Origin of the sequence: Bradyrhizobium prioriisuperbiae (assembly GCF_032397745.1) — a bacterium.
Lineage (GTDB): Bacteria > Pseudomonadota > Alphaproteobacteria > Rhizobiales > Xanthobacteraceae > Bradyrhizobium_A > Bradyrhizobium_A prioriisuperbiae.
Genome location: NZ_CP135921.1, coordinates 802,786 through 823,749, shown reverse-complemented (window position 1 = coordinate 823,749; position 20,964 = coordinate 802,786). Strand labels below are relative to the sequence as shown.

The window sequence follows — 20,964 nt, the reverse complement described above, 5'->3', positions numbered from 1 at the left end:
GGTTATTTATGCGGCCGCTCGCCAACGACAATGTCGACCGTCGCCGGCTGTTGTGCCCGCAGGATGCCGAGCGTGACAGTCGTCCCCACGCTTTCGGGGCCGAGCTGCCGAAAAATCTCCCGGACGCCCGAGACCGCTTCGCCGTTCCAACTGACGATGCTGTCGCCCACCAAAAGGCCGGCCTTGGCGCCCGGTCCATCCTGGTCCAGTTTGACCACGATGGCCCCGGTGCGGCGATGGCCGTCGCGCAACGGATGCAACTGGATGCCGAGATAGCCGCGCCGGATCGACCCCGATGCCGCCAGCCGGTCGACGATACGCGTGACGGTGGCGGCGGGAATGACGATCGCTGTCCGCCGTGGCCCGAATGCGGCCAGGCCGACGAAGCGCCCGCCGGCATCGACCACAGCGCCGCCATGGGCGCGCCGCGGCAGTGCAAGATCCAGCCGGATCTTGCCGTCGATCCGCCCGCCCAGCGAACTGCGCCATTCGCCGCCGGTTTCCGCAATCACGCCGGTCGCGACAATCTCCGATGTCGCGCCGCGTCCGATCGCCAGCGCGAATTCTCCGGGGGCGACCGCGGGCGCCGTCTCGAACGTGGACGGATCGACGTCCGCCTTGAACAGCGCAATGTCGGTGGAGGGATCGCGGCCGACGAGTTCGGCTGCGACCGTGTGTCCGTCAGCGGTGGTGATCTCAACGTGATCGCCGACGGCCTCGTCGGCGGTAACGACATAACCCTTGCGCCAGGCGATGCCGCTGGCGGGCCAGCCGTCGTTGGTCTGCACGGCGACCACGCGTCCGGCCCAGTCCTGCACCAGCCGCCGCAGGTTGTTCGACCAGCTTTCGATATGATCCATCGTTGTCGTCCTCTGTCTCTTGATGGATCGAATGTCGTTCGCGGAGGTTCGTCTTGCATCCTGGCCTGATGGCCAGTTGGATGATGCCGGCCGGCGTGCAGGCGCGAAGTGCGTCAGCATGGCTGTCTCGACTCGTGTGCCATACCCGGCTTGCAAGCCCCGCTTTGGAGGATCGCGTCATGACAGATCACGTTTATAAAATCCTGGAACTGGTCGGATCGTCAGATCAAGGCATCGAAGGTGCGATCCAGAACGCCATTGCGCGCGCCGGCGCCACCATCCGCGACATGCGATGGTTTGAAGTGGTGCAAACGCGAGGCCACATCGAAAATGGAAAGGTCGCGAGTTATCAGGTGACGCTGAAAGTCGGCTTCACGCTGGAACGTTAGCGCCCGGCGAGCGCTTCTCTCGCCAGGACTATCGCTCCACCACCACGCGCGGCGATCCCGTGCTGAAGCGTCCGATCACGCACGCGGACCGGTAGCCTTCGCCCGAAATGAGGTCGCACAAGGGCTTGGCCTTGTCTTTGGCGCAGGCCACCAGCAGTCCGCCCGAGGTCTGCGGGTCGCAATAAAGCTGTCGCTCCCACGTCGCGACGTCGCGGGGGAGAGACACGCTCTGGTCGTAGCTCGCCCAGTTGCGTCCCGACGCGCCGGTGACGAAGCCCTGTTGCGCCAGCGAGACGGCCTCTTTCAGCAACGGCAGCGATGCCGCATCGATCGTCACGGTCAATCCGGCGCCTCGTGCCATTTCAAGGGTATGGCCAAGCAGTCCGAAGCCGGTCAGGTCAGTGATCGCATGCACGTCGGGGTCGCGCGCGAGTTTCGTGCCGATGGTGTTGAGGCGCGTCGTGGTATCGATGAAGTCCTCATAGGCCGGCTGGCTCAAGGCGCCTTTCTTGAACGCGGCGGAATAGATCCCGACACCCAGCGGCTTGGTGAGGATCAGCGCGTCGCCCGCCTGCGCATCGGCGTTGCGGCGGATATTGTCCGGGGTCCCGGTGCCGATCACGGCCAGTCCATAGATCGGCTCCGGCGAGTCGATCGAATGTCCCCCGGCCACGGGAATGCCTGCGGCTGAACACACCGCGGCGCCGCCTTCGAGAATCTTGCGCACCATCTCCGGCGGCATCTTGTCGATCGGCATGCCGAGAATGGCCAGCGCCATGATCGGCGTGCCGCCCATGGCGTAGACATCGGACAACGCATTGGTCGCGGCGATGCGGCCGAAATCGAAGGGATCGTCGACCATCGGCATGAAGAAGTCGGTGGTCGCAATGATGCAGGTGCCGTTGTCGAGTTCCCACACCGCCGCGTCGTCGCCGGTCTCCAGACCCACCAGCAATTGCTTGTAAGGGTTGGCGGCGGGCTCGTGGGCCAGCAATTTTTGCAGCACCGAGGGCGCAAGCTTGCAGCCGCAGCCGCCGCCGTGGGACAGCATGCTGAGCCGGATCTGCGGGACGACGTTCATGGCGGGGCACTCTCTCTGGAGCCTGACTGCATATGTCGATCGTCAACAAGGCTGGGCCTTATGCCGCCGTGATCTCCTTCGACAGGATGGTGTATTTGAAGTTATCCGGATCGAGGCAATCCAGCCGCAGGCTCGCGGTCTCGGCTTGCGGATACATCAGGAATCCGAGCTTCGGGCCCTTGGAGCCGGGCAGCGCCAGGTCGTGCGCGAAATTATAGGCAAGCCAGTTGGTTTCCCAGGCGCCGAACAGCGCCGCGCGGGCGGCGGCGACCTTGGGATCGCCGATCGGCAGATTGGCCGGCGGCTCCTCCAGCATCACCTTGCGCACGTCGGCGGGGTCGACCGGCACCCAGCCAAACCCTGCGAGATGGACTTCCGACCGGCAGTGCTGCGCCTTGGTGATGGTCTCCGAGTTTGCGCCGAGGCTCTTGTAGCCGAACCGCGATGGCGCCACCCGCAGGCCGTAGACGTCGCGCGCCGGAATCCCGGCCGCCCGGGCCAAGCCGACATAAAGCGCGTTGAGGTCGGCGCACTTGCCGCCGAAATGGCCTGATTTGAGCATCGCGGCGATGTCGCCGATGCCGCAACCGCGGGTCGCCGCATTGCGGAAGGTGTTTTCGACCACCCATTGATAGATCGCACGGGCCTTGTCGAGATCGGTCTTGGTGCCCGCGAGGATCTTGTCGGAGGTCTGCTTGACGATGCCGTCGACCGGAATCAGCGCCGTACCGGAGAGGTAGAGCTTGCGCTCGGCCGGTGACAGCGCAGCCACCTTGCCCGGCTTGGCGAGATCGATGGCCCGGTCGCGGGTCGCGATCTGGCTCGTCACCTCGACGACCGGTGCGGTCTCCGTGCTCGCCCACTCGACGTGCAGCATCTCGGAACCGTATTTCGCGTCGCGCTTGATCGTGCCGCGGCCGTTGCTGCGCCAGGTGCTGCCGTTCGACTGGAACCAGTCCGGTTCGTTCACGGCCGGCAAGGGCACCCAAGCCTGGGTCGCGCCTTCGGGCTTGGTGACCTGCAGCCGGGTGGTGATCTGGAAATGGCGCCAGGCGCCGGGCTGCGGCGCGAACAATGTGTTGGCGCCGGCGGTGCGCGGCAACACGGCTGCGAACGTGGCAGCGGCGCCGGCTTTCAAGACGTCGCGTCGGTGAAACCTCATGATTGTTTCTCCCTGGTGGATTGGTGTGTTGGCCGTGTTGGCTTGGCGTCCAGTTGTTTGGTCAGTGCATCCGGCTCGATTTGGTCCCAGGCAAAATCCGCCTCGACCGCGAGGCGCGGCTTGAGGTCAGCGTCGAGGATGACGGTCGACGGCAGGGTCGTGATGCTCCACGCCTTGGCCACCGCGCGATCGCGGTCGAGTAGGACGGGGAAATTCAAAGGCATGGTCTCGAGAAAGCGCCGCACGCGCAGGTCCACCTCGGCCACGGAGATCGCGAGTACACGGATGTCATTGGGGTTGGCGCGCGCAACAAGCCGACGCAGCGCCGGCAATTCCTCACGGCAGGGTTCGCACCAGGTCGCAAAAAAATGCACCAGCACGAGGCGGCTGCCGTTGGTCTGAAGCTTGAGGTCAGCTCCGTCGGCGGTTGGCAGGACGAAAGAGGGGGCGGCGTTGCGCCATGGCGCCAGTTCGGCTGCATCTGTCGAAGCGAGCAGACAAAAATATACTGCACCTGCGAGGATGCCGCAGGCCCTGATCGCCTTCGAGGATGATGCGCCCCGTCCCGCGGGAGCCGTCCGAAAGACCACCGCTCATTCTTCACAAAAGAAAATGATGGGGTCAAACGAACATGCGCGTTTGTGCAAAGCACGCGGCCCGATGCGACGACGTGTCCTAGGCGCGCGCCGGTATCGCGCTCCGGTATTGTTGTGTTTCCGAGCAAAACGCCGTCATTGGCAACTGCTTCACGCCGCTGTGAAATTTGACACTAGAACAATTCAAAAATACGCTGCCTGTGTTCAACCTTCGAGAGAGTCGCAATCAAGAAGCAAGCATAAGCGTCTTTCGCGAAGCGTCCTGAGGCCATTCTTAAGGGAGGACCGGACGTGAATATCGAACTCTCGCGGCGCCAGTTTATGAAGGGCGCGGGTGCGGGAGTGGCGGGGACGACACTGGGCGCGCTCGGGTTTGGCGAAACCGAAAGCGCGTATGCAGCGGCGATCCGCCCCTTCAAGCTCGCGACTCTCACCGAGACACGCAACACCTGCACCTATTGTGCGGTGGGTTGCGGCATCATCATGTATTCCAAGGGCAATCTCGCGAAGGGGGAGACCGCGAAGGTCACCCATATCGAGGGCGATTCCGATCACCCGACCAATCGCGGCACGTTGTGCCCGAAGGGCGCGGCCCTGCTCGACATGCTGGGCGCGGACACTCGCCTGAAGTATCCGATGATCCGCAAGCCGGGGTCGGACAAGTTCGAGCGCGTGACCTGGGATGTCGCGCTCGATCGCGTCGCGCGGCTGATGAAGGACGATCGCGACAAGAATTTCGTCGCCAGGAACCGCGACGGTGTCACCGTGAACCGATGGCTGACCACCGGTTTCCTTGCAGCCTCGGCAACCACCAATGAGACGGCCTGGGCGACCTACAAGGTGGTGCGCAGCACCGGGATGCTGGCGTTCGACAATCAAGCGCGTGTTTGACACGGCCCTACGGTAGCCAGTCTGGCTCCAACATTCGGCCGTGGTGCGATGACGAACTCGTGGACCGATATCAAGAACACGGATCTCGTGATCGTGATGGGCGGCAACGCCGCCGAAGCGCATCCCTGTGGCTTCAAATGGGTCACGGAGGCCAAGCATTACCGTGGCGCAAAGCTGATCGTGGTCGATCCGCGCTTCACCCGCACGGCATCGGTCGCGGATTTCTACGCGCCGATTCGCCAGGGCAGCGACATCGCATTCCTGCTCGGCGTCATCAACCAGTGCATCAAGAACGACAAGGTGCAGTGGGAGTATGTGAAGGCGTTCACCAATGCGCCGTATGTGGTCAAGGAGGGTTTCAGCTACAGCGAAGGGCTGTTCTCGGGCTATGACGAAGCCAAGCGCGACTACAACCGGTCGAGCTGGGACTACGAATTGGGGCCGGACGGTTATGTCATCTCCAACATCGATCATCCGCGCAGCGTCTGGAACCTGCTGAAACAGCACGTGGCGGCCTATACGCCGGAACTGGTCGAGCGGATCTGCGGCACGCCCAGGGACAAGTTCCTGAAGGTGGCGGAGATGATCGGCGAGTGTTCGTCGAAGACCAAAACGATGACGTCGATGTACGCGCTGGGATGGACCCAGCACTCGAAGGGATCGCAGAACATCCGCTGCATGGCGATGCTGCAACTGATCCTCGGCAATATCGGCGTGCGCGGCGGCGGCATGAATGCCTTGCGCGGCCACTCCAACATCCAGGGGCTGACCGACCTCGGCCTGATGTCGAACCTGATTCCCGGTTATCTGACGATCCCGAACGAGCGGGAGCCGACGTTCGACACCTACATGTCGACACGCGGGTTCAAGCCGCTGCTGCCGAACCAGATGAGTTACTGGCAGAACTACAAGAAGTTCTTCGTCAGTTTCCTGAAGTCGATGTGGGGCGACGCTGCGACGCCGGAGAACAACTTCGCCTACGACTGGCTGCCCAAGCTCGACGTGCCGGGCTACGACGTGCTGCGCGTGTTCGATATGATGAACGACGGCAAGATGACCGGCTATTTCTGCCAGGGCTTCAATCCGTTGCTCTCATTCCCGAACCGCAAGAAGGTCACCGACGGGCTGTCGAAACTGAAGTTCCTCGTCACCATGGATCCGCTCGACACCGAGACGGCGCGGTTCTGGGACAATCACGGCGAATTCAACGACGTCGATCCGTCGAAGATCCAGACCGAAGTCATCCAGCTGCCGTCCACCTGCTTTGCCGAGGACACCGGTTCGTTGACCAATTCCGGCCGGCAGCTGCACTGGCATTGGGCGGCCGGAACCCCGCCTGGTGAAGCCAGGCACGACACCTGGATCATGGGGCAGATCTTCCTGCGCCTGAGGGCGCTCTATCAGAAAGAGGGTGGTCCGGTCCCCGAGCCGATCCTCAATCTGGACTGGCGCTACAAGGACCCGGAGGAACCGGCGCCGGAAGAGCTGGCCAAGGAGATGAACGGCTCCGTGCTGGAGGACGTGCCGGATCCCAATGATCCGACCAAGCTGTTGCTGCAAAAGGGCAAGCAGCTTGCCGGCTTCGCAGCGTTGCGCGACGACGGCAAGACGGCCTGTGGCTGCTGGATCTATTCGGGTTGTTTCACCGAGGCCGGCAACAACATGGCCCGCCGCGACAACCGCGATCCGGACGAAACCGGCGCGTTCCCGAACTGGGCATGGTCATGGCCCGCCAACCGGCGCACCCTCTACAATCGGGCGTCGGCGGATATCAACGGCCAGCCCTGGGATCCGAGCCGCAAGCTGTTGTGGTGGGACGGCATCAAGTGGACGGGGTACGACGTGCCCGACATCGCGCCGGCGTCGAAGCCTGCCGACGTCGGTCCCTTCATCATGAACCCGGAAGGCTCGGCGCGTCTGTTCTCCCGCGGCATGATGCGGGAAGGGCCGTTCCCGGTGCACTACGAGCCGTTCGAAGCCCCGATCGCCAACCTGGTTGCCCCAAAGATCCGGGGCAATCCGGCGGCCCGGGTGTTCCGCGGCGACATGGAGCAGTTCGGCGACGCCAAGGATTATCCGTACGCGGCGACGTCGTACCGCCTGACCGAGCACTTCCACTTCTGGACCAAGCATGCCCGGATCAACGCGGCGCTGCAGCCTGAGTTCTTCGTCGAAATCAGCGAGGAACTGGCCAAGGAAAGAGGCATCCAGGACGGAGGCCGGGTGCGGGTGTGGTCGAAGCGCGGATCGGTGAAGGCCAAGGCCGTGGTGACCAAACGCATCCAGCCCTTGATCTGCGATGGTCGCAAGGTGCACGTGGTCGGCATTCCCCTGCACTGGGGCTTCATGGGGGCGGCGAAGAAAGGCTTCGGCCCGAACTCGCTCACGCCCTTTGTCGGCGACGCCAATATCGAGACGCCTGAATACAAGGCGTTCCTGGTCAATATCGAGCCCATCTCGGGCCCGGTGGCTTAAGGGAGGAGGTCGCACATGTTTCCCCCACTCCCTAATCCATCGGTCCAGCCCTCCGCGTCGAAATTCGGCGAGCAGGATCTGGTCCGCCGCTCCGCGTCGACCGTGCCGCAGCCGGCGCGGCAGCTGACGCCGATGGCGAAGCTCATCGACGTCTCCAAGTGCATCGGCTGCAAGGCCTGCCAGTCGGCCTGCCTGGAATGGAATGATCTGCGCGAAGATGTCGGCATCAATCACGGCAGCTACGACAACCCGCTCGATCTGACGCCGAACAGCCTGACGGTGATGCGCTTCACCGAATGGGTCAATCCGGAAACCAAGAATCTCGAATGGCTGATCCGCAAGGATGGCTGCATGCACTGCGCCGATCCGGGCTGTCTCAAGGCTTGCCCGGCGCCCGGCGCCATCGTGCAGTATTCCAACGGCATCGTCGATTTCGTCCACGATCACTGTATCGGCTGCGGTTATTGCGTCACCGGCTGTCCGTTCAACATTCCGCGGATCTCGAAGGCCGACAACAAGGCCTACAAGTGCACCCTGTGTTCCGACCGGATGGCCGTCGGCCAGGGCCCGGCCTGTGCCAAGGCCTGTCCGACCCAGGCGATCGTGTTCGGCACCAAGGACGACATGAAGAAATGGGCCGACGACCGCATCAAGGATCTCAAGTCCCGCGGCTTCAAGAATGCCGGCCTGTATGATCCGCCGGGCGTCGGCGGCACGCACGTGATGTATGTGCTGCACCACGCCGACCAGCCGAAGATCTACGCCGGTCTGCCGGAGAACCCCAGGATCAGCCCGGTGGTCCAGCTCTGGAAGGGGCTTACGAAGTATGCCGGATTGACGGCGATCGCCGCTTTTGCTGCGATCGGAGTACTGCACCACGTCGTCATGGGACCGAACCGCGTCACCGAGGACGATGAGCAGAACGCCAAGCGGCTGGCCGAGGACCGGTCATGAGCGCACATAAAATCGAGCCAGGTGTTGTCGGCCACGGCATCGCGGACCCCGATGACAGCGTTCATCGCGGCAATCCCGTCACCGTCGATCGTTACACGGCGGGCGCGCGGATCAATCACTGGATCACCGCGACCTGCCTGGTGCTGCTCGCAGTGTCCGGCCTTGCGTTGTTTCACCCCAGCCTGTTCTTTCTCACCGGGCTGTTCGGCGGCGGGCAACTGACCCGCGCGCTGCATCCCTGGATCGGCGTTGTTTTGTTTTTCAGCTTCGCCGGACTGTTCTTCCGCTTCTGGCGGCTGAATCTCTGGAAGGGCGCCGACACCACCTGGATGGTCAGGCTCAATGAAGTGATCGGCAATCGCGATCATGAAGATCCGGAACTGGTCGAGATCGGCAAGTACAATGCCGGCCAGAAGATCGTTTTCTGGGGCATGTCGTTCCTGATCATCGTGCTGATCTCGAGCGGCGTCGTGATCTGGAATCACTATTTCAGCGATTATTCGACGGTCGATCAGAAACGTCTTGCGATGATCGTCCATTCGATCGCCGCGGTCGTCATCATCTGTGTCTGGATCGTTCATGTCTATGCGGCGATCTGGGTGCGCGGCACCATCGGCGCCATGACCCGTGGCCGGGTGACCGGCGGCTGGGCGTGGCGGCATCATCGCAAGTGGTTGAAGGAGCTCGTCACCGGGAAACCGCCCGGCTGATGACAGCAGCGCGGCACCGGCTGATACTGCCGGCGCCGTGGTGTCCTTCACGTGGCCCGTGTGGTTCGTGAGGAGGTTTGATGAGTGACGCAGGCGCCCCGGCGCACAGTTCGCCACCGATCGGCGTGATTGCCAATCCCCCCTTCGTTCGTCTTCCCGACCCGACGGTCCATTTCAGGCAACGCGCGCAGCGCTTTGCGCTGCTGTCGCAGGGACACGACCTCGAACCCTATCTGCGCTTCATGGCCGGGCTCGCCGAGGCGCAGCATCAGTGCCAGAGCGACTTGCCGGAGCCTGAGATGCCGACGGCCGAGGTGCGCGAGCGCGCCCGCGGCTTCGCCATGCCGCCGCTCGACCGTGGCAACTTCACCGCCGATCAGGCGCTTGAGGTCACCTTCGACCGGCTGTTCGCGCTGGCGGCCGGAATCGAGATGCCGGCACAGGCGCGGCTGGCGCTGGAGCAGGTGAGCCGGCTCGATGCCGCAGGCCGTGTTGCTTTGGCGGATGACGTTCTGGCAGGCGCGACCGCCGCCGACGGGCTTGCCGAACGCGTCTATGTCGCCGCCGCCCTGCAAGTGCATGTCGCGCGGCTGGCCACACGGCTCGATGCCAAGCGTCTGGTGCCGGTGGGTGAAGGGGCCTGCCCCTGCTGCGGCAGCGCGCCAGTGAGCAGTTTGGTGGTGGACTGGACGGGCGCGCACAACACCCGCTTCTGCGCCTGCTGGCTCTGCGCCACCTTGTGGCACGTGGTGCGGGTCAAGTGCACGCTCTGCGGTTCGACCAAGGGCATCACCTATCACGAGATCGAAGCCGGTCCGGGCGCTGGTCTGGTACGGGCCGAAACTTGCGAATCCTGCGGCAGCTACGCAAAGATCCTGCTGCAGCACGCCGATCCGGCGCTCGATCCGGTGGCCGACGACGTGGCGACACTGGGTCTCGATCTCCTGGTCCGCGACGCCGGTTATCGGCGAGGCGCCGTCAATCCTTATCTCGTTGGCTATTGAGGCGCGCGATGGCCAAATCAGTCGCACCCCAAAAGACCACCAGGACGGCTTCGTCTGCCTTGCGCAAGTTACCCTCGGTGGATGAGGTGCTTCGCTCTCCTGCGATGGTCGCCACCCTCGACCAGTTCGGGCGGCAGGCCGTGGTCGGCGCCGTTCGCGGTGTACTGGCCGAGGCTCGCAAGGATGGTGAGGTGACCGGAGACATCGCGCATGTCGCCTCCGTCGTCCTTGCCCGGCTAGGCACCGATGCGCAACCGAGCCTGCGAACGGTCTTCAATCTCACCGGCACGGTGTTGCACACCAATCTGGGCCGCGCCTTGCTGGCCGAGCAGGCGGTGGAGGCGGCGGTTGCGGCCATGCGCTCCGCCGTCGCCCTTGAATTCGATGTCGATGGCGCCCATCGCGGCGAGCGCGACGACCATGTGCGGGGCCTGTTGCGCGAATTGACGGGGGCGGAGGATGCCACCATCGTCAACAACAATGCCGCCTCGGTGCTGCTCGTGCTCAACACGCTGGCGCGCGGCCGCGAGGCGATCGTTTCGCGCGGCGAACTGATCGAGATCGGCGGCGCGTTCCGGATGCCCGACATCATGGCGCGTGCCGGCACCCGTCTGATCGAGATCGGCACCACCAACCGCACCCATCCTAAGGACTACATCGGCGCCATCGGTGAGAAGACCGGGCTCATCCTCAAGGTTCATACGTCGAATTATCGGATCGAGGGGTTTACCAAACAGGTTCCGGCGCAGGAGCTTGCGATCCTCGCCCGGGAGCGCCAGGTGCCGCTGGTGAACGATCTCGGATCCGGCACGCTGGTCGATCTCCGGCGGTTCGGCCTTGCGCATGAGCCGACCGTTGCCGAGGCGGTGGCGAAGGGGGCCGATCTGGTGACGTTTTCCGGCGACAAGCTGCTCGGTGGTCCGCAGGCGGGATTTATCGTTGGCCGAAAGGATCTGATCGCCAAACTCAACCGCAATCCGATGAAGCGATCGCTGCGCGTGGACAAGATCCGGCTCGCCGCGGTGGAGGCAACGCTGAAGCTCTATCGCGATCCGGATCGTCTCTCGGAACGGCTGCCGACCTTCCGGATGCTGGCGCGGCCGAAACAGGAGATCGAGGGGCTGGCGCAGCGGCTTGCGCCCGTGATCGCAAGAGTGATCGGGGCGTCATTCACGGTGAGCGTCACCGCCTGTCACAGCCAGGTCGGCTCAGGCGCTTTGCCGGTGGAAACGCTGCCCAGCGCCGGGCTGAGCATCCAGTCCGCCAAGGCGCGGCGCAGCGGTCGCGAGGTGGCCGCGCTGAGCACGGCGTTTCGCCGGTTGCCCCGTCCGGTGATTGGGCGGATCGAGGACCAGGCGCTGATGTTCGACCTGCGCTGCCTTGGCGATGAAGCGGATTTCATCGCCAATCTCGCCACTCTCAAAATCCCGGAGGCGGGCGATGCGCTGGCTTGAGGCAATCGCAACCAGAGTCCGGCGACGCGACGAGCCTTCGGTCGAAGCGCAGATGGCAATGGCCTATGACGCCGCGGCGGCCGGTGATCATGAAACCGCGCTCGCGATCTGGGGGCCGTTGGCGCACGCCGGCGTCGCGCGGGCGCAGAACAACATCGGCGCGTGTTTCGCCGAAGGTCTCGGCGTGACCTGCGATTCGGCGCTGGCGTTGCGCTGGCTGACGCTTGCGGCCGAGAACGGAGATTCCGTCGGGCAACGCAATCTCGCCGGGCTCTACCTGGACGGCAACGGTGTCGCGCGCGACTACGCCCACGCCGCCGAATTGTACCGCGCCGCCGCCGAGGCTGGCGATGCGCCGGCGCAGGACATGCTGAGCCGGATGTTGGTCGAGGGCGAAGTCATGGCCCCGGATCTTGCCGAGGGACGCTTTTGGGCTGAAACCGCGGCCGCCCAAGGTGTTGTGGCGGCAATGGCGCGGCTCGGTTTGATGTATCACAACGCGGTGGGCGTTCCCCGCGACCCGCGGGTGGCCGCGGAATGGTGGGCCAAGGCGGCCGAGCGCGGCGATGCCGACAGCCAGGCCATGCTGGGCGCGGCCTTTCATCTCGGCGCCGGCGTGCCGCGCGATGCGGTGGCCGCCTTCGCGCTGTTGCTGCGCGCACGCAACGGCGGCAGCGCACTGGCGGAGCCGTTCTTCGAGGCGGTGCGCGGCACGCTGTCGCCGGTGGAGCTTGAGGAGGCCGAACTGCGCGCGGCTTCGCCATTGCCGGGGGCTGCCGCATGATCATCGGCACCGCGGGCCATATCGATCATGGCAAGAGCGCGCTGGTGCGGGCGCTGACCGGTGTCGATACCGACCGGCTGAAGGAAGAGAAAGCCCGCGGCATCTCCATCGAACTCGGCTTCGCCTATCTGCCCACGCCCGACGGCTCGGTGCTGGGCTTCATCGATGTGCCGGGACACGAGAAGTTCATCCACACCATGCTGGCTGGCGCGTCCGGCATCGATGTCGCGCTGCTGGTGATCGCGGCCGATGACGGTCTGATGCCGCAGACCCGCGAACATCTGGCGATTCTCGATCTGCTCGGGATCAAGGACGCCATCGTCGCCCTCACCAAATGCGATCTGGTGCCGCCCGTGCGCCGGGATGAGGTGGCCACCGATATCGCGAACCTGCTGCGGCCCACGCGTCTTGCGGGCGCGGAGATCGTGCCGGTCTCGATGGTGACTGGCGAGGGCATTGAGACGTTGCGCCAGCAATTGTTCGCAGCAGCGGCAACCGTCGGCAAGCGTCCGCCCGAGGGACGGTTTCGCTTGGCGGTCGATCGCTCGTTCACGCTGGCGGGCATTGGCACCGTGGTGACGGGCACGGTGCTGTCGGGACAGGTGGCGGTGGCCGATCGGGTGGTGATCAGTCCCTCCGGCCGCGAGGCGCGTGTGCGTTCGATCCATGCGCAGAACCGCGTGGCTGATCGCGGTCTTGCCGGCGACCGCTGCGCCCTCAATCTCGCGGGTAGCGGCATCACCAGGGATGCGATCGCGCGCGGCGATGTCGTGCTCGATCCCGACCTGCATGCGCCCACCGAGCGGATCGACGTGATGCTGCGGCTGCTGCCGTCCGAGGCGAAACCCGTGACTCAGTGGTTTCCGGTGCGGTTGCATCATGCCGCCACCGAGGTCGGGGCGCGTGTCGTGCTGCTCGGTGACGACGCCATCGTGCCCGGCACCGACACCCTGGCGCAACTGGTGCTGGAGCGCCCGATCGCGGCAGCAGCCGGCGACCGTTTTGTGCTGCGTGATACCACGGCGCAGCGGACCATCGGCGGCGGCACGCTGCTCGATCTGCGCGCGCCGGGCCGCAAGCGCCGGACTCAGGAGCGGCTGGCGCTGCTGCAGGCGTCTGCCATCGCGGCACCAGAGGCTGCATTGATCGCCTTGCTGGATCGCGCGCCGTTTCTTGTCGATCTCTGGGGCTTCGGCCGCGACCGCGCGTTGTCCATGACCGAGGTTCGTGCGACCGCAGATCGCCTGGGTCTGATCCGGGCGACGGTTGCGGGGGCGGAGTTCGCGTTGTCGCAGACCTGCTGGTCGCGATTGGCGCAAAGCCTGCTGGGAACGCTGAAGGCGTTTCACCTGGAGAATCCGGACCTGTCCGGCATCGGGCTCGAGCGGCTTCGCCTGCAACTCGAACCGCGGCTGCCGGTGCCGGTGTTCCGGGCCTATCTTGAACAACTCGCCGCCGCCCGGGAGATCGCGCTCGACGGAGCCTGGGTTCGGCTCGCTGCGCACGAGGTGCGACTCACCGCCAGAGACGAGAAGGCCTGGATGCGGATCGCGCCGCTGTTGTCGGATGCCGAGCGCTTCCGGCCACCGCGAGCACGCGATATTGCCGAGTTGCTTGCACTACGCGAGATCGATGTTCGCCAGTTGCTCAAGCTGCTGGGACGCATGGGCAGGGTCGACGAAATCGCCCATGACCATTTTTTCTTGCGCGGCACCGTCGCCGAGATGGTGGACATCATTGTCGAGCTCGCGACGGAGAGCGGACAATTCACCGCGGCGCAGTTCCGCGACCGCGTCGACAACGGCCGCAAGGTGGCGATCCAGATCCTTGAATTTTTCGACCGGCATGGCGTGACGCTGCGTCGCGGCGACTTGCGGCGGATCAACAGGCACCGTCTTGATCTGTTTCGCCGCGCCGGCAGCGACAGTCCGCAGCAGTCGACAGTTTCAGCATATGCCAATCCAGGGCATGTGACTTCTGGAAGAGAACCGTCCCTGGTGGGGCGTCCGGACTTCAAATCCGGGAAGGGCCGCGAGCCGGTTCTTGGTGGGTTCGACTCCCTCTCTCTTCCGCCACACACCCGGAGCGTCCCATGACCATGCCGCTTGCGCTGTTCATCGATGACCTCGCGGCCGCCGCGAACACGGCCTCAAGGGCCGAAGATGAGTTCCGCCGCACCATCTCGGCACGCATCAAGGCGCTGGAAACCGAGCGTGCCTTCGCGTTCCGCCGTCTCAACCTGATGCGCGAGGTCGCGGATGCGGTCACCGCGTCGGACGACGAAGCTATGGCTGTCGCGCAGGTCGTGGCGGCGTTGCGCGCACGTCTGGGCTGGGCGAGCGACAGCGATGCGAGACGCGAGGTGGTGGAAAGATTCGTCCCGGTGGCGAAAGTCATGTTCGAACAGCATACGGCAGAGCAGGCGGACGGGACAGCAACTGACACAGCAGGGGCTGCCGAAACGAAAGCCGCGGTGACGGATGTCTCGGTAACGGAAGCCTTGGCCGCGTTCGAGGCCTGGTATGCCGCGACCCATCCGGTGCCGTTCTGGGTGCTGTTCGAGAACGTCATGCCGGAGACGCCCGTTGTCGATTTCTGATGCCCACAACACCGACTTCGATCGTTGGATCGCCGGGGAGTTTACATCATCCGGCGAGTTCACCGCGCTGGTGATCCTGGTCGCGATCGGCGAGAGCAAAGTGACGCCGCTGTGTTCAACCTATTTCAATGTCATTGGTGCCGAGATCGACTGGGCCGGGATCACCGTGCTGTTTGCGGGCTCCGGCCATGACTGGAATGGTGCATCTTTCTTCCCCGTGAGAGGGCCCACTGGCGGTCTGCTGGACGATCCGTCGGCGCGCGCCCATCTGCGCGAGCTCGAAGCCGGGCTCGACGACGATCGTCTGGTGCTCAACCACGGTCAGTTCTTCGATCTCTGGGGCCGGCAGCTCAAGATCGAGGAAATCCAGCAGTTGCAATGACGACTTGCACTGATCGTGTGTGCGATCATGGACCTCTGAAAATCGGATCGATCGCCACGTCGCGGTTGATCAGGCCGATGGCCTGCAATTCGGCGAAATAGAGATCGATCTCGATGATCGCCAGCAGGGTGCCGAGAATGGTGGCAATGAAAATCAGGGCCGGCGATGTCGCGCTGTCCGCGTTCTCGCGTCGTGGCGCGCCAGAGTGGCGGAACTCCCGGCCCAGCGAAATCATGTGCGCGTAAAACCGGCTCAATGCGGACTTGCGCATTCCAGCTCTCCTTCCGTCGAAGGGAACGTCGCGCCAGATTACTCGCCCGCAGGCGTCGATACAACGCAGCCGCTCAGCCTGCGCGCTCTCGTCGCAGCGAAGGGCTTAGGCGCTGACGCTGTCGGGCACGCTCGCCGCGACCGTCCAGCGGTCGGGGTCGGGCGTCTGCCCGATCAAGGCGAGGCCGTAGGCGATCGATTCGAACTGGTCGGCGGACGTCAGCCGCTCGCTGCCGAACCGGTCGACGAACAGGCGCTGCACTGCGGGAACGAAGGACGTGCCGCCGGTCAGGAATACCTTTTCGATTTCATGCGCCTTGACGCCCGCTTTGGTCAGCACCTGGTCGACGGTGGCGCCGAGCCGCTCGATATCGTCGGCGATCCAGTCTTCGAAATCGTCCCGGGTGATCTTGGCGCGGATATCGATGCCCTCGCTCTGGAAGCGGAAGTCGACGCTCTCACGCGCCGACAGCGCGACCTTGGCGTCGGACACGGCGCGGTACAGCGCAAAGCCGAGGTCGAGCTCGACAATGGTGATGAAGTCGAGCAATGGCTCCGGATTCAGCGCCGTGCGGGAGAGCTCCCGCAGTTCGCGCAGATCGCCGCTGCCCTTCATCATGGCCAGTTGATGCCAGCGCGCCAGGTTGCTGTAGTAGTGGCTCGGGATCGACAGCACCTTGCCGAACGAGCGGTAATTGCTGCCCTTGCCCAGCCGGGGCGACACGACGTGATCGACGATCCGGAAGTCGAAAGTGTCGCCGGCGATGCCGATACCGGCATGTCCCAGCGGCTCGGCCCGCAGCGTGCCACGGTCGCGCGAAAACCGCATGACCGAAAAGTCACTGGTGCCGCCGCCGAAGTCGGCGACCAGCACGGTGGCATCGCGATTCAGTTGTCGCGCGAACGAAAACGCCGCGCCCACCGGTTCATAGACATACCGCGCGTGACCGGCGCCGAGGGTGTCGAAGGCGGTCTGGTAACGCTGCATCGCCAGCGCGTCGTCCGGGTTGCCGCCGGCGAATCGCACCGGACGACCGACCATGATGGTCGGCGCCGCGAGTTCGAACCCGGCTCCGGCGTTGCGCGCCACGGTGCGCAGGAAGGTGGCCAGCAGGTCCTCGAACTTGTAGCGGTTGCGGAAGATCTGGGTGAAGTTGAATGCGGAGCTTGCGGCGAAGGTCTTGAACGACTGGATGAAGCGGTGAACCGAGTCCCCTTCGAGGAATTGCGCGATCGCCCAGGGGCCGCCCGCGACGCGGACGTTGCCCGGTCCTTCCTCCCAGAAGCACATCGCCGTCGGATACACGCTGTGGCTGCTGCCGCCATGGTCGAAGCGGATTCCTTCCACCCGGCCGTCGCCGGTCGCGAGCGCGATCACCGTGTTGCTGGTGCCGAAATCGATGCCAATCGACACGACAGGGGAATGGCTCGACATGACAGGCTCAGACTCTGCGGGGGAAAGGGGGCGGACGTTTAGCGGCTTTGACCCCTGCTGGCTAGAGCTTTGCATGCGAAGTCTGGCGGCTTCGTGCATAAATATTGGACGCACGACTGGCCGTGACTGCTTTTCGATCAGGCGCTGTTCCGTCGCAAAATCGCGAGCAAAGTGAAGGCGGCACATGCAAATACGGCGAAATATGGCAGGCCGTGGCGTGCAAGATCCATCGCAGCGCCGGCAGTGCCGGGACCGACAAAGGCGCCGGCGCCCCAGGCCACCGACGTGATGGTGTAGACCGACACCAGGTCGCCGCCCTGGAAGCGGCTGCCGACCAGCGCCATCATCACCGTGTAGATGCCGACAAACACCCCGCCCCACAGGAATAGCAGGGGATAAGCGAGCAGCGGGGTGTCGATGACCAGCGGCCACACCAGCGCGCCCACGGTGGAAAGACAGCCGAGGCCGATCACCAGCCGGCGGCGGTCCATCCGGTCACCCAGCCAGCCGATCGGCAATTGCATCAGGATCGCGCCCAGCAGCAGCACCGAGAGCAGCAACGTCGCCGGCTGTTCGTCCCAGCCCACCCGCATGGCGTAAAGCGGCAGGAACGACATCCCGGCGGTTTCCACGGCTGCGTTGATGAGGGTGGCGCCGAGCGCAATCGGCACCAGCCAGAGATAACGCAGCATGTTGCGATGGGCCGGGCGTTCGAACACCGGCGCGCGAACCCAGGGCATGGCAATGGACAACAGCGCCAGCAGTGCGATGCCGCCGCCGACAAGAAATGGCGCGATGCCGTCGGTGCCGACAGTCGTCAGGATCACCGGGCCAAGGGCAAACCCGAGCGAGAGAGCGGTGGTATAGATCGCCATGGTCCGCGTGCGGGTGCGCTCATCGCTGAGCTGGCTCAGCCAGGTCTCCGACATCACGAACAGCGTCTCCGAGGCTGCGCCGAGCGCGATCCGTAGCGGAAACCACAGCCAGATCGACGGCATCACCGGAAACAGCGCCAGCACGGCGGCGGCCGCCAGCAGCGCCGCCGCGATCGGCAGCTTCGGACCAGCGCGCCAGGCGAGGCTGGGCAGCAGTGGTGCGATGGCCAGCACGCCCGCCGCATGCATCGCCGCGTTGGCGCCGATGAAGCCTTCGCCAAAACCTTCGCGGCTCAGGCTGAGCGCCAGCAACGGTGCGCTCAGGCCGTAGGTCAGGCCGAAGATCATCGCGGTGGCAATCAGCGACACCATCGTCGGCAGTTGCGATTGCGTCGCGACGCCCTCGGCGACCTGGGCGCGCCGCCGCTCCTCGAAGCGCCGTTTTGCGATCCACAGACGGGCGAGCCAGCGGTTGTTCCGCCGCTCCAGCACGTGCTGCAGCGTCTGCGCATAATCGAGCACGAGCCCGGGCGTCCAGGTCATCGCCTCGGCGCGCGCCCGCCACAACGCCAATAACCACATGGCGGGATCGGTCAGCAGCGCCAGCAGCGTTTGCCACGGGTGTCCTTCGCCCAGAGCGCCCTCGATCGCGGCATCGAGCGACAGCACCACCGTCGACGAACAGTTACGGCGGGTGAGGTTGTAGACCTCGACCTGCCGATAACGGGACAGAAACGCCTGCAACGCGGCGGCATTATAATGTCGGAAGTTGATCTCGCGGTCCGGCTTGCGCCAGGCGGTGCTTTCTTCTTCCAGCGAGGCTTTGAATCGTCCGGGAACATCGTTTTCCGTCCCCGCGCGCAGCAGGCGTCCGAATTCGGCCGATGAGCGATCGATATCGTTGGCGGGACAAAGGCTGACATAGGTGCCGGGCGGCAGCGACAGCGACGCATGGCCGGTCATGATCACCCCGTTCTGGTCGACCGCGGCGATATAGCGGTCGATCACCGGCCGCGGCTGCGGATCCACGGCCGAGCCGATCGGCGTCCAGATGTGCACGGTGAGGGGGTTGTCGTTGTCCCAGCGGCTTGTGTGTGCGAGCGCCGGGGGCAGGGTGCTGCGCCCATGCCAGTTTGGCCCGGCGAACAGCGGCAGATCGGTGACGGAGGCGCCCGACGGCAGTCTGCGCAGCTGCAGCCCCAGCCGGCAGAGGCTCCATGAGGCGGCGATCAGGATGATGCCAAGGCAAAACGGCACGGTGTGACGGTTTGGAATTGGCCATGGTGTCCAGATCAGCCCCGCCATGATCAGCTCGATCACGGCGATGACCGCGGCCCGGCGCCACCGCTCCGAGCGGATCATCACCGCGGACCCCAGACGAAAGAGACCGTCGATCAGCAGCGCGCCGCCGATCGTGATGGTGGCGACGATGTTGTCGTCCCAGGGCACATCGATGGTGATGAACCCCAGCGCGAAGAAGCCGAGCGACTTGAGCACCGGGATTGTCGCGTTCGGAAAGCCGATTGCGGCGAGCGCCAGCAGCCGCGCCATGCCTTCGATCACGAAGGCGATGCCGATGATATCGATGACGACGATGATCGCGGTGTCGAACAGATGCGCCGCAAACACGATGCCGGTCGCGAGGCTGCAGGCCGCGAGCACGATGAACGCCCACCAGTACGTGCGCAGCGGCTGCGTTCCGAGGAGCAGGAGGATCAGGCGGATCATGAGGTCTATCGCAAGAGGACGGTGGTCGTCCCCGTGCTTGCGCGATTTGTCGGAACATCCGGTAAATGCGAATTAAGTATTGGCGATCCTTTGCGCGCAGTGAGACGGCTGTCCGTGTCGGCGGCCGAAATTGTTGCGCCGGCCGCGACGCGGAGGGCGTCAGCCGAAGGTTCCACACACCGCTCTTTTCCCGAGCGACGTTTCGTAATATGTCCAGGAGGCCATCCATACCTGCAGGATATGTCTCATGGAGCTCCGTCATCTCAGATATTTCGTCGCAGTCGCGGAAGCGGGACACATCACCGGCGCCGCCGAGCGGCTCGGCATGCAGCAGCCGCCGCTCAGCCAGCAGATCAAGGCGCTGGAGCGCGAACTCGACGTGCTGTTGCTCCGCCGCAAGCCGCGCGGCGTCGAACTGACCGATGCCGGTCATGCGCTGCTCGCCGATGCCCGGATGATTCTGGCGCAGGTCGACCACGCCTTCGCCACCACCCGCCGAACCGCGCGGGGTGAGCAAGGGAAAATCTCGGTCGGGTTCACCAGCTCAGTGCCGTTTCATCCGTTTGTGCCGCGGGTGATTCGGGCTTTTCGGGAGAGCTTTCCGCTGGTAGCGCTGACGCTGGAGGAGAGCGGCACCAACACCCTGATCGACAATTTGCGCAGCGAGCGGCTTGATGCGGTGTTCATTCGCACGCCGGTGGCCGATCCGGCGGGGCTGGTGATCAACCCCCTGCTGGACGAGAAGATGCTGGTGGCGCTGCCCGATGGGCATCCGTTCGCCCACGAGGCCGACACCGCCGTGCCGCTGAAAGCGCTCGCCGCGGAAACCTTCGTGGTTTATCGGCGCCCGAACGGGCAGGGCCTGTACGATGCGATCATTGCCGGATGTCATGCCGCGGGCTTCAGCCCGCGCGTCGGCCAGGAGGCGCCGCGCATCGTGGCGACGCTGAATCTCGTCGCCGCAGGACTCGGGATTTCCCTGGTGCCGGCCTCGCTGCAGCGGATGCGGCTGGACGGCGTGGTGTTTCGTCGTCTCAAGGGCTCCATTCAGCCGATCGCGCCGCTTCGTCTGGCGACCCGCCGCGGTGAACCGTCCGCCGCGGTCCGCCGGTTTGCAGAGATGGTCAGGCAGACGGCAAAGAAATTCAGCGTCGAGAGCGACGTGACGGCAGGCTGACCCGTCGCACGCGTCACCGTTCGGAGGACCTGGCTGCGACTGCGCTGCATCATTTATGACTTGAAATCCGTGCCGTTAGAAGCTGTAGTTGCCACTGGCGACTGTGCGATAAAGATTTTTATTCAAAAGATGATTTGC

17 protein-coding genes, 1 tRNA gene and 1 pseudogene are annotated in these 20,964 nt (G+C 64.6%); 12 read left to right on the top strand and 7 right to left on the bottom strand.

The annotated features are described in order from the left end of the window. Positions 1-2: 2 nt before the first annotated feature. Positions 3-860 (bottom strand): S1C family serine protease, encoded by an 858-nt coding sequence (locus RS897_RS03835; RefSeq protein WP_315835272.1) that lies wholly within the window; start codon positions 858-860, stop codon positions 3-5. A 179-nt stretch (positions 861-1,039) separates the two neighbouring features. On the opposite strand from RS897_RS03835, the gene RS897_RS03830 reads away from it, so the two are divergent. Then, complete coding sequence (locus RS897_RS03830; protein WP_315835271.1) at positions 1,040-1,249, top strand: dodecin; 210 nt, start codon at positions 1,040-1,042, stop codon at positions 1,247-1,249. Positions 1,250-1,277: 28 nt separating this feature from the next. Here the strand turns inward: RS897_RS03830 and selD are convergent, their stop codons facing one another. From selD to RS897_RS03815, 3 genes are read right to left on the bottom strand one after another with little or no spacing between them, the layout of a single operon-like run. Next, positions 1,278-2,330 (bottom strand): selenide, water dikinase SelD, encoded by a 1,053-nt coding sequence (gene selD, locus RS897_RS03825; RefSeq protein WP_315835270.1) that lies wholly within the window; start codon positions 2,328-2,330, stop codon positions 1,278-1,280. Between the two features lie 58 nt (positions 2,331-2,388). Further along, positions 2,389-3,492: a transglutaminase-like domain-containing protein gene (locus tag RS897_RS03820; RefSeq protein WP_315835269.1), complete on the bottom strand. Its 1,104-nt coding sequence runs from the start codon at positions 3,490-3,492 to the stop codon at positions 2,389-2,391. Beyond that, positions 3,489-4,082, bottom strand: a complete 594-nt coding sequence (locus RS897_RS03815; protein ID WP_315835268.1) for a TlpA disulfide reductase family protein — start codon at positions 4,080-4,082, stop codon at positions 3,489-3,491. Before RS897_RS03815 ends, RS897_RS03820 begins: the two co-directional genes overlap by 4 nt. 297 nt (positions 4,083-4,379) lie before the next feature. Here RS897_RS03815 and fdnG point away from each other — a divergent pair, with 297 nt between their 5' ends. From fdnG to RS897_RS03765, 10 genes and pseudogenes are all read left to right on the top strand, one after another. Next, positions 4,380-7,454, top strand: a complete 3,075-nt coding sequence (gene fdnG / locus RS897_RS03810) for a formate dehydrogenase-N subunit alpha (protein ID WP_315835267.1) — start codon at positions 4,380-4,382, stop codon at positions 7,452-7,454. Positions 7,455-7,469: 15 nt separating this feature from the next. Next, positions 7,470-8,408 (top strand): formate dehydrogenase subunit beta, encoded by a 939-nt coding sequence (gene fdxH, locus RS897_RS03805; protein WP_315835266.1) that lies wholly within the window; start codon positions 7,470-7,472, stop codon positions 8,406-8,408. Beyond that, on the top strand, positions 8,405-9,118 hold the full coding sequence (locus RS897_RS03800; RefSeq protein WP_315835265.1) for a formate dehydrogenase subunit gamma: 714 nt from the start codon (positions 8,405-8,407) through the stop codon (positions 9,116-9,118). The genes fdxH and RS897_RS03800 overlap by 4 nt, the downstream gene beginning before the upstream one ends. Before the next feature lie 80 nt (positions 9,119-9,198). Beyond that, positions 9,199-10,122 (top strand): formate dehydrogenase accessory protein FdhE, encoded by a 924-nt coding sequence (gene fdhE / locus RS897_RS03795; protein ID WP_315835264.1) that lies wholly within the window; start codon positions 9,199-9,201, stop codon positions 10,120-10,122. A gap of 8 nt (positions 10,123-10,130) precedes the next feature. Further along, positions 10,131-11,576 carry an L-seryl-tRNA(Sec) selenium transferase gene (gene selA, locus RS897_RS03790; protein WP_315835263.1) on the top strand — a complete coding sequence of 482 codons (1,446 nt, stop codon included), beginning with the start codon at positions 10,131-10,133 and terminating at the stop codon, positions 11,574-11,576. Next, positions 11,563-12,360 carry a tetratricopeptide repeat protein gene (locus RS897_RS03785; protein ID WP_407654426.1) on the top strand — a complete coding sequence of 266 codons (798 nt, stop codon included), beginning with the start codon at positions 11,563-11,565 and terminating at the stop codon, positions 12,358-12,360. The genes selA and RS897_RS03785 overlap by 14 nt, the downstream gene beginning before the upstream one ends. After that, positions 12,357-14,183, top strand: a pseudogene (gene selB, locus RS897_RS03780) (selenocysteine-specific translation elongation factor); the annotation flags it as partial. The gene RS897_RS03785 and the pseudogene selB, both read left to right, overlap by 4 nt. A 156-nt stretch (positions 14,184-14,339) precedes the next feature. Beyond that, a tRNA-Sec gene (locus tag RS897_RS03775) sits at positions 14,340-14,435 on the top strand. Between the two features lie 23 nt (positions 14,436-14,458). Next, entirely contained in the window at positions 14,459-14,959 is a 501-nt protein-coding gene (locus RS897_RS03770) for a hypothetical protein (protein WP_315835262.1), read from the top strand. Beyond that, entirely contained in the window at positions 14,946-15,341 is a 396-nt protein-coding gene (locus RS897_RS03765) for a hypothetical protein (RefSeq protein ID WP_315835261.1), read from the top strand. Before RS897_RS03770 ends, RS897_RS03765 begins: the two co-directional genes overlap by 14 nt. A 25-nt stretch (positions 15,342-15,366) precedes the next feature. On the opposite strand, the gene RS897_RS03760 is transcribed toward RS897_RS03765, so the two are convergent. From RS897_RS03760 to RS897_RS03750, 3 genes are all read right to left on the bottom strand, one after another. Next, entirely contained in the window at positions 15,367-15,612 is a 246-nt protein-coding gene (locus tag RS897_RS03760; protein WP_315835260.1) for a hypothetical protein, read from the bottom strand. Between the two features lie 105 nt (positions 15,613-15,717). Continuing rightward, positions 15,718-17,046 carry an Hsp70 family protein gene (locus tag RS897_RS03755; protein ID WP_315835259.1) on the bottom strand — a complete coding sequence of 443 codons (1,329 nt, stop codon included), beginning with the start codon at positions 17,044-17,046 and terminating at the stop codon, positions 15,718-15,720. Positions 17,047-17,183: 137 nt separating this feature from the next. After that, positions 17,184-19,649, bottom strand: a complete 2,466-nt coding sequence (locus RS897_RS03750) for an MFS transporter (RefSeq protein WP_315835258.1) — start codon at positions 19,647-19,649, stop codon at positions 17,184-17,186. 247 nt (positions 19,650-19,896) lie between these two features. Here RS897_RS03750 and RS897_RS03745 point away from each other — a divergent pair, with 247 nt between their 5' ends. Further along, the gene (locus RS897_RS03745) at positions 19,897-20,826 is read left to right on the top strand and encodes a LysR family transcriptional regulator (RefSeq protein ID WP_315835257.1); all 930 of its coding nucleotides are present in this window, start codon (positions 19,897-19,899) and stop codon (positions 20,824-20,826) included. Positions 20,827-20,964 lie beyond the last annotated feature (138 nt).

Excerpts from the sequence above, each read along its gene's own strand:
- fdxH (WP_315835266.1), top strand. The coding sequence starts at position 7,470 with ATGTTTCCCCCACTCCCTAATCCATCGGTCCAGCCCTCCGCGTCGAAA.
- RS897_RS03830 (WP_315835271.1), top strand. The coding sequence starts at position 1,040 with ATGACAGATCACGTTTATAAAATCCTGGAACTGGTCGGATCGTCAGAT.
- RS897_RS03745 (WP_315835257.1), top strand. The coding sequence starts at position 19,897 with ATGGAGCTCCGTCATCTCAGATATTTCGTCGCAGTCGCGGAAGCGGGA.
- fdhE (WP_315835264.1), top strand. The coding sequence starts at position 9,199 with ATGAGTGACGCAGGCGCCCCGGCGCACAGTTCGCCACCGATCGGCGTG.
- RS897_RS03755 (WP_315835259.1), bottom strand. The coding sequence starts at position 17,046 with ATGTCGAGCCATTCCCCTGTCGTGTCGATTGGCATCGATTTCGGCACC.
- RS897_RS03820 (WP_315835269.1), bottom strand. The coding sequence starts at position 3,492 with ATGAGGTTTCACCGACGCGACGTCTTGAAAGCCGGCGCCGCTGCCACG.
- RS897_RS03750 (WP_315835258.1), bottom strand. The coding sequence starts at position 19,649 with ATGATCCGCCTGATCCTCCTGCTCCTCGGAACGCAGCCGCTGCGCACG.
- selD (WP_315835270.1), bottom strand. The coding sequence starts at position 2,330 with ATGAACGTCGTCCCGCAGATCCGGCTCAGCATGCTGTCCCACGGCGGC.
- RS897_RS03835 (WP_315835272.1), bottom strand. The coding sequence starts at position 860 with ATGGATCATATCGAAAGCTGGTCGAACAACCTGCGGCGGCTGGTGCAG.
- RS897_RS03785 (WP_407654426.1), top strand. The coding sequence starts at position 11,563 with ATGCGCTGGCTTGAGGCAATCGCAACCAGAGTCCGGCGACGCGACGAG.
- selA (WP_315835263.1), top strand. The coding sequence starts at position 10,131 with ATGGCCAAATCAGTCGCACCCCAAAAGACCACCAGGACGGCTTCGTCT.
- RS897_RS03770 (WP_315835262.1), top strand. The coding sequence starts at position 14,459 with ATGCCGCTTGCGCTGTTCATCGATGACCTCGCGGCCGCCGCGAACACG.
- RS897_RS03760 (WP_315835260.1), bottom strand. The coding sequence starts at position 15,612 with ATGCGCAAGTCCGCATTGAGCCGGTTTTACGCGCACATGATTTCGCTG.
- RS897_RS03800 (WP_315835265.1), top strand. The coding sequence starts at position 8,405 with ATGAGCGCACATAAAATCGAGCCAGGTGTTGTCGGCCACGGCATCGCG.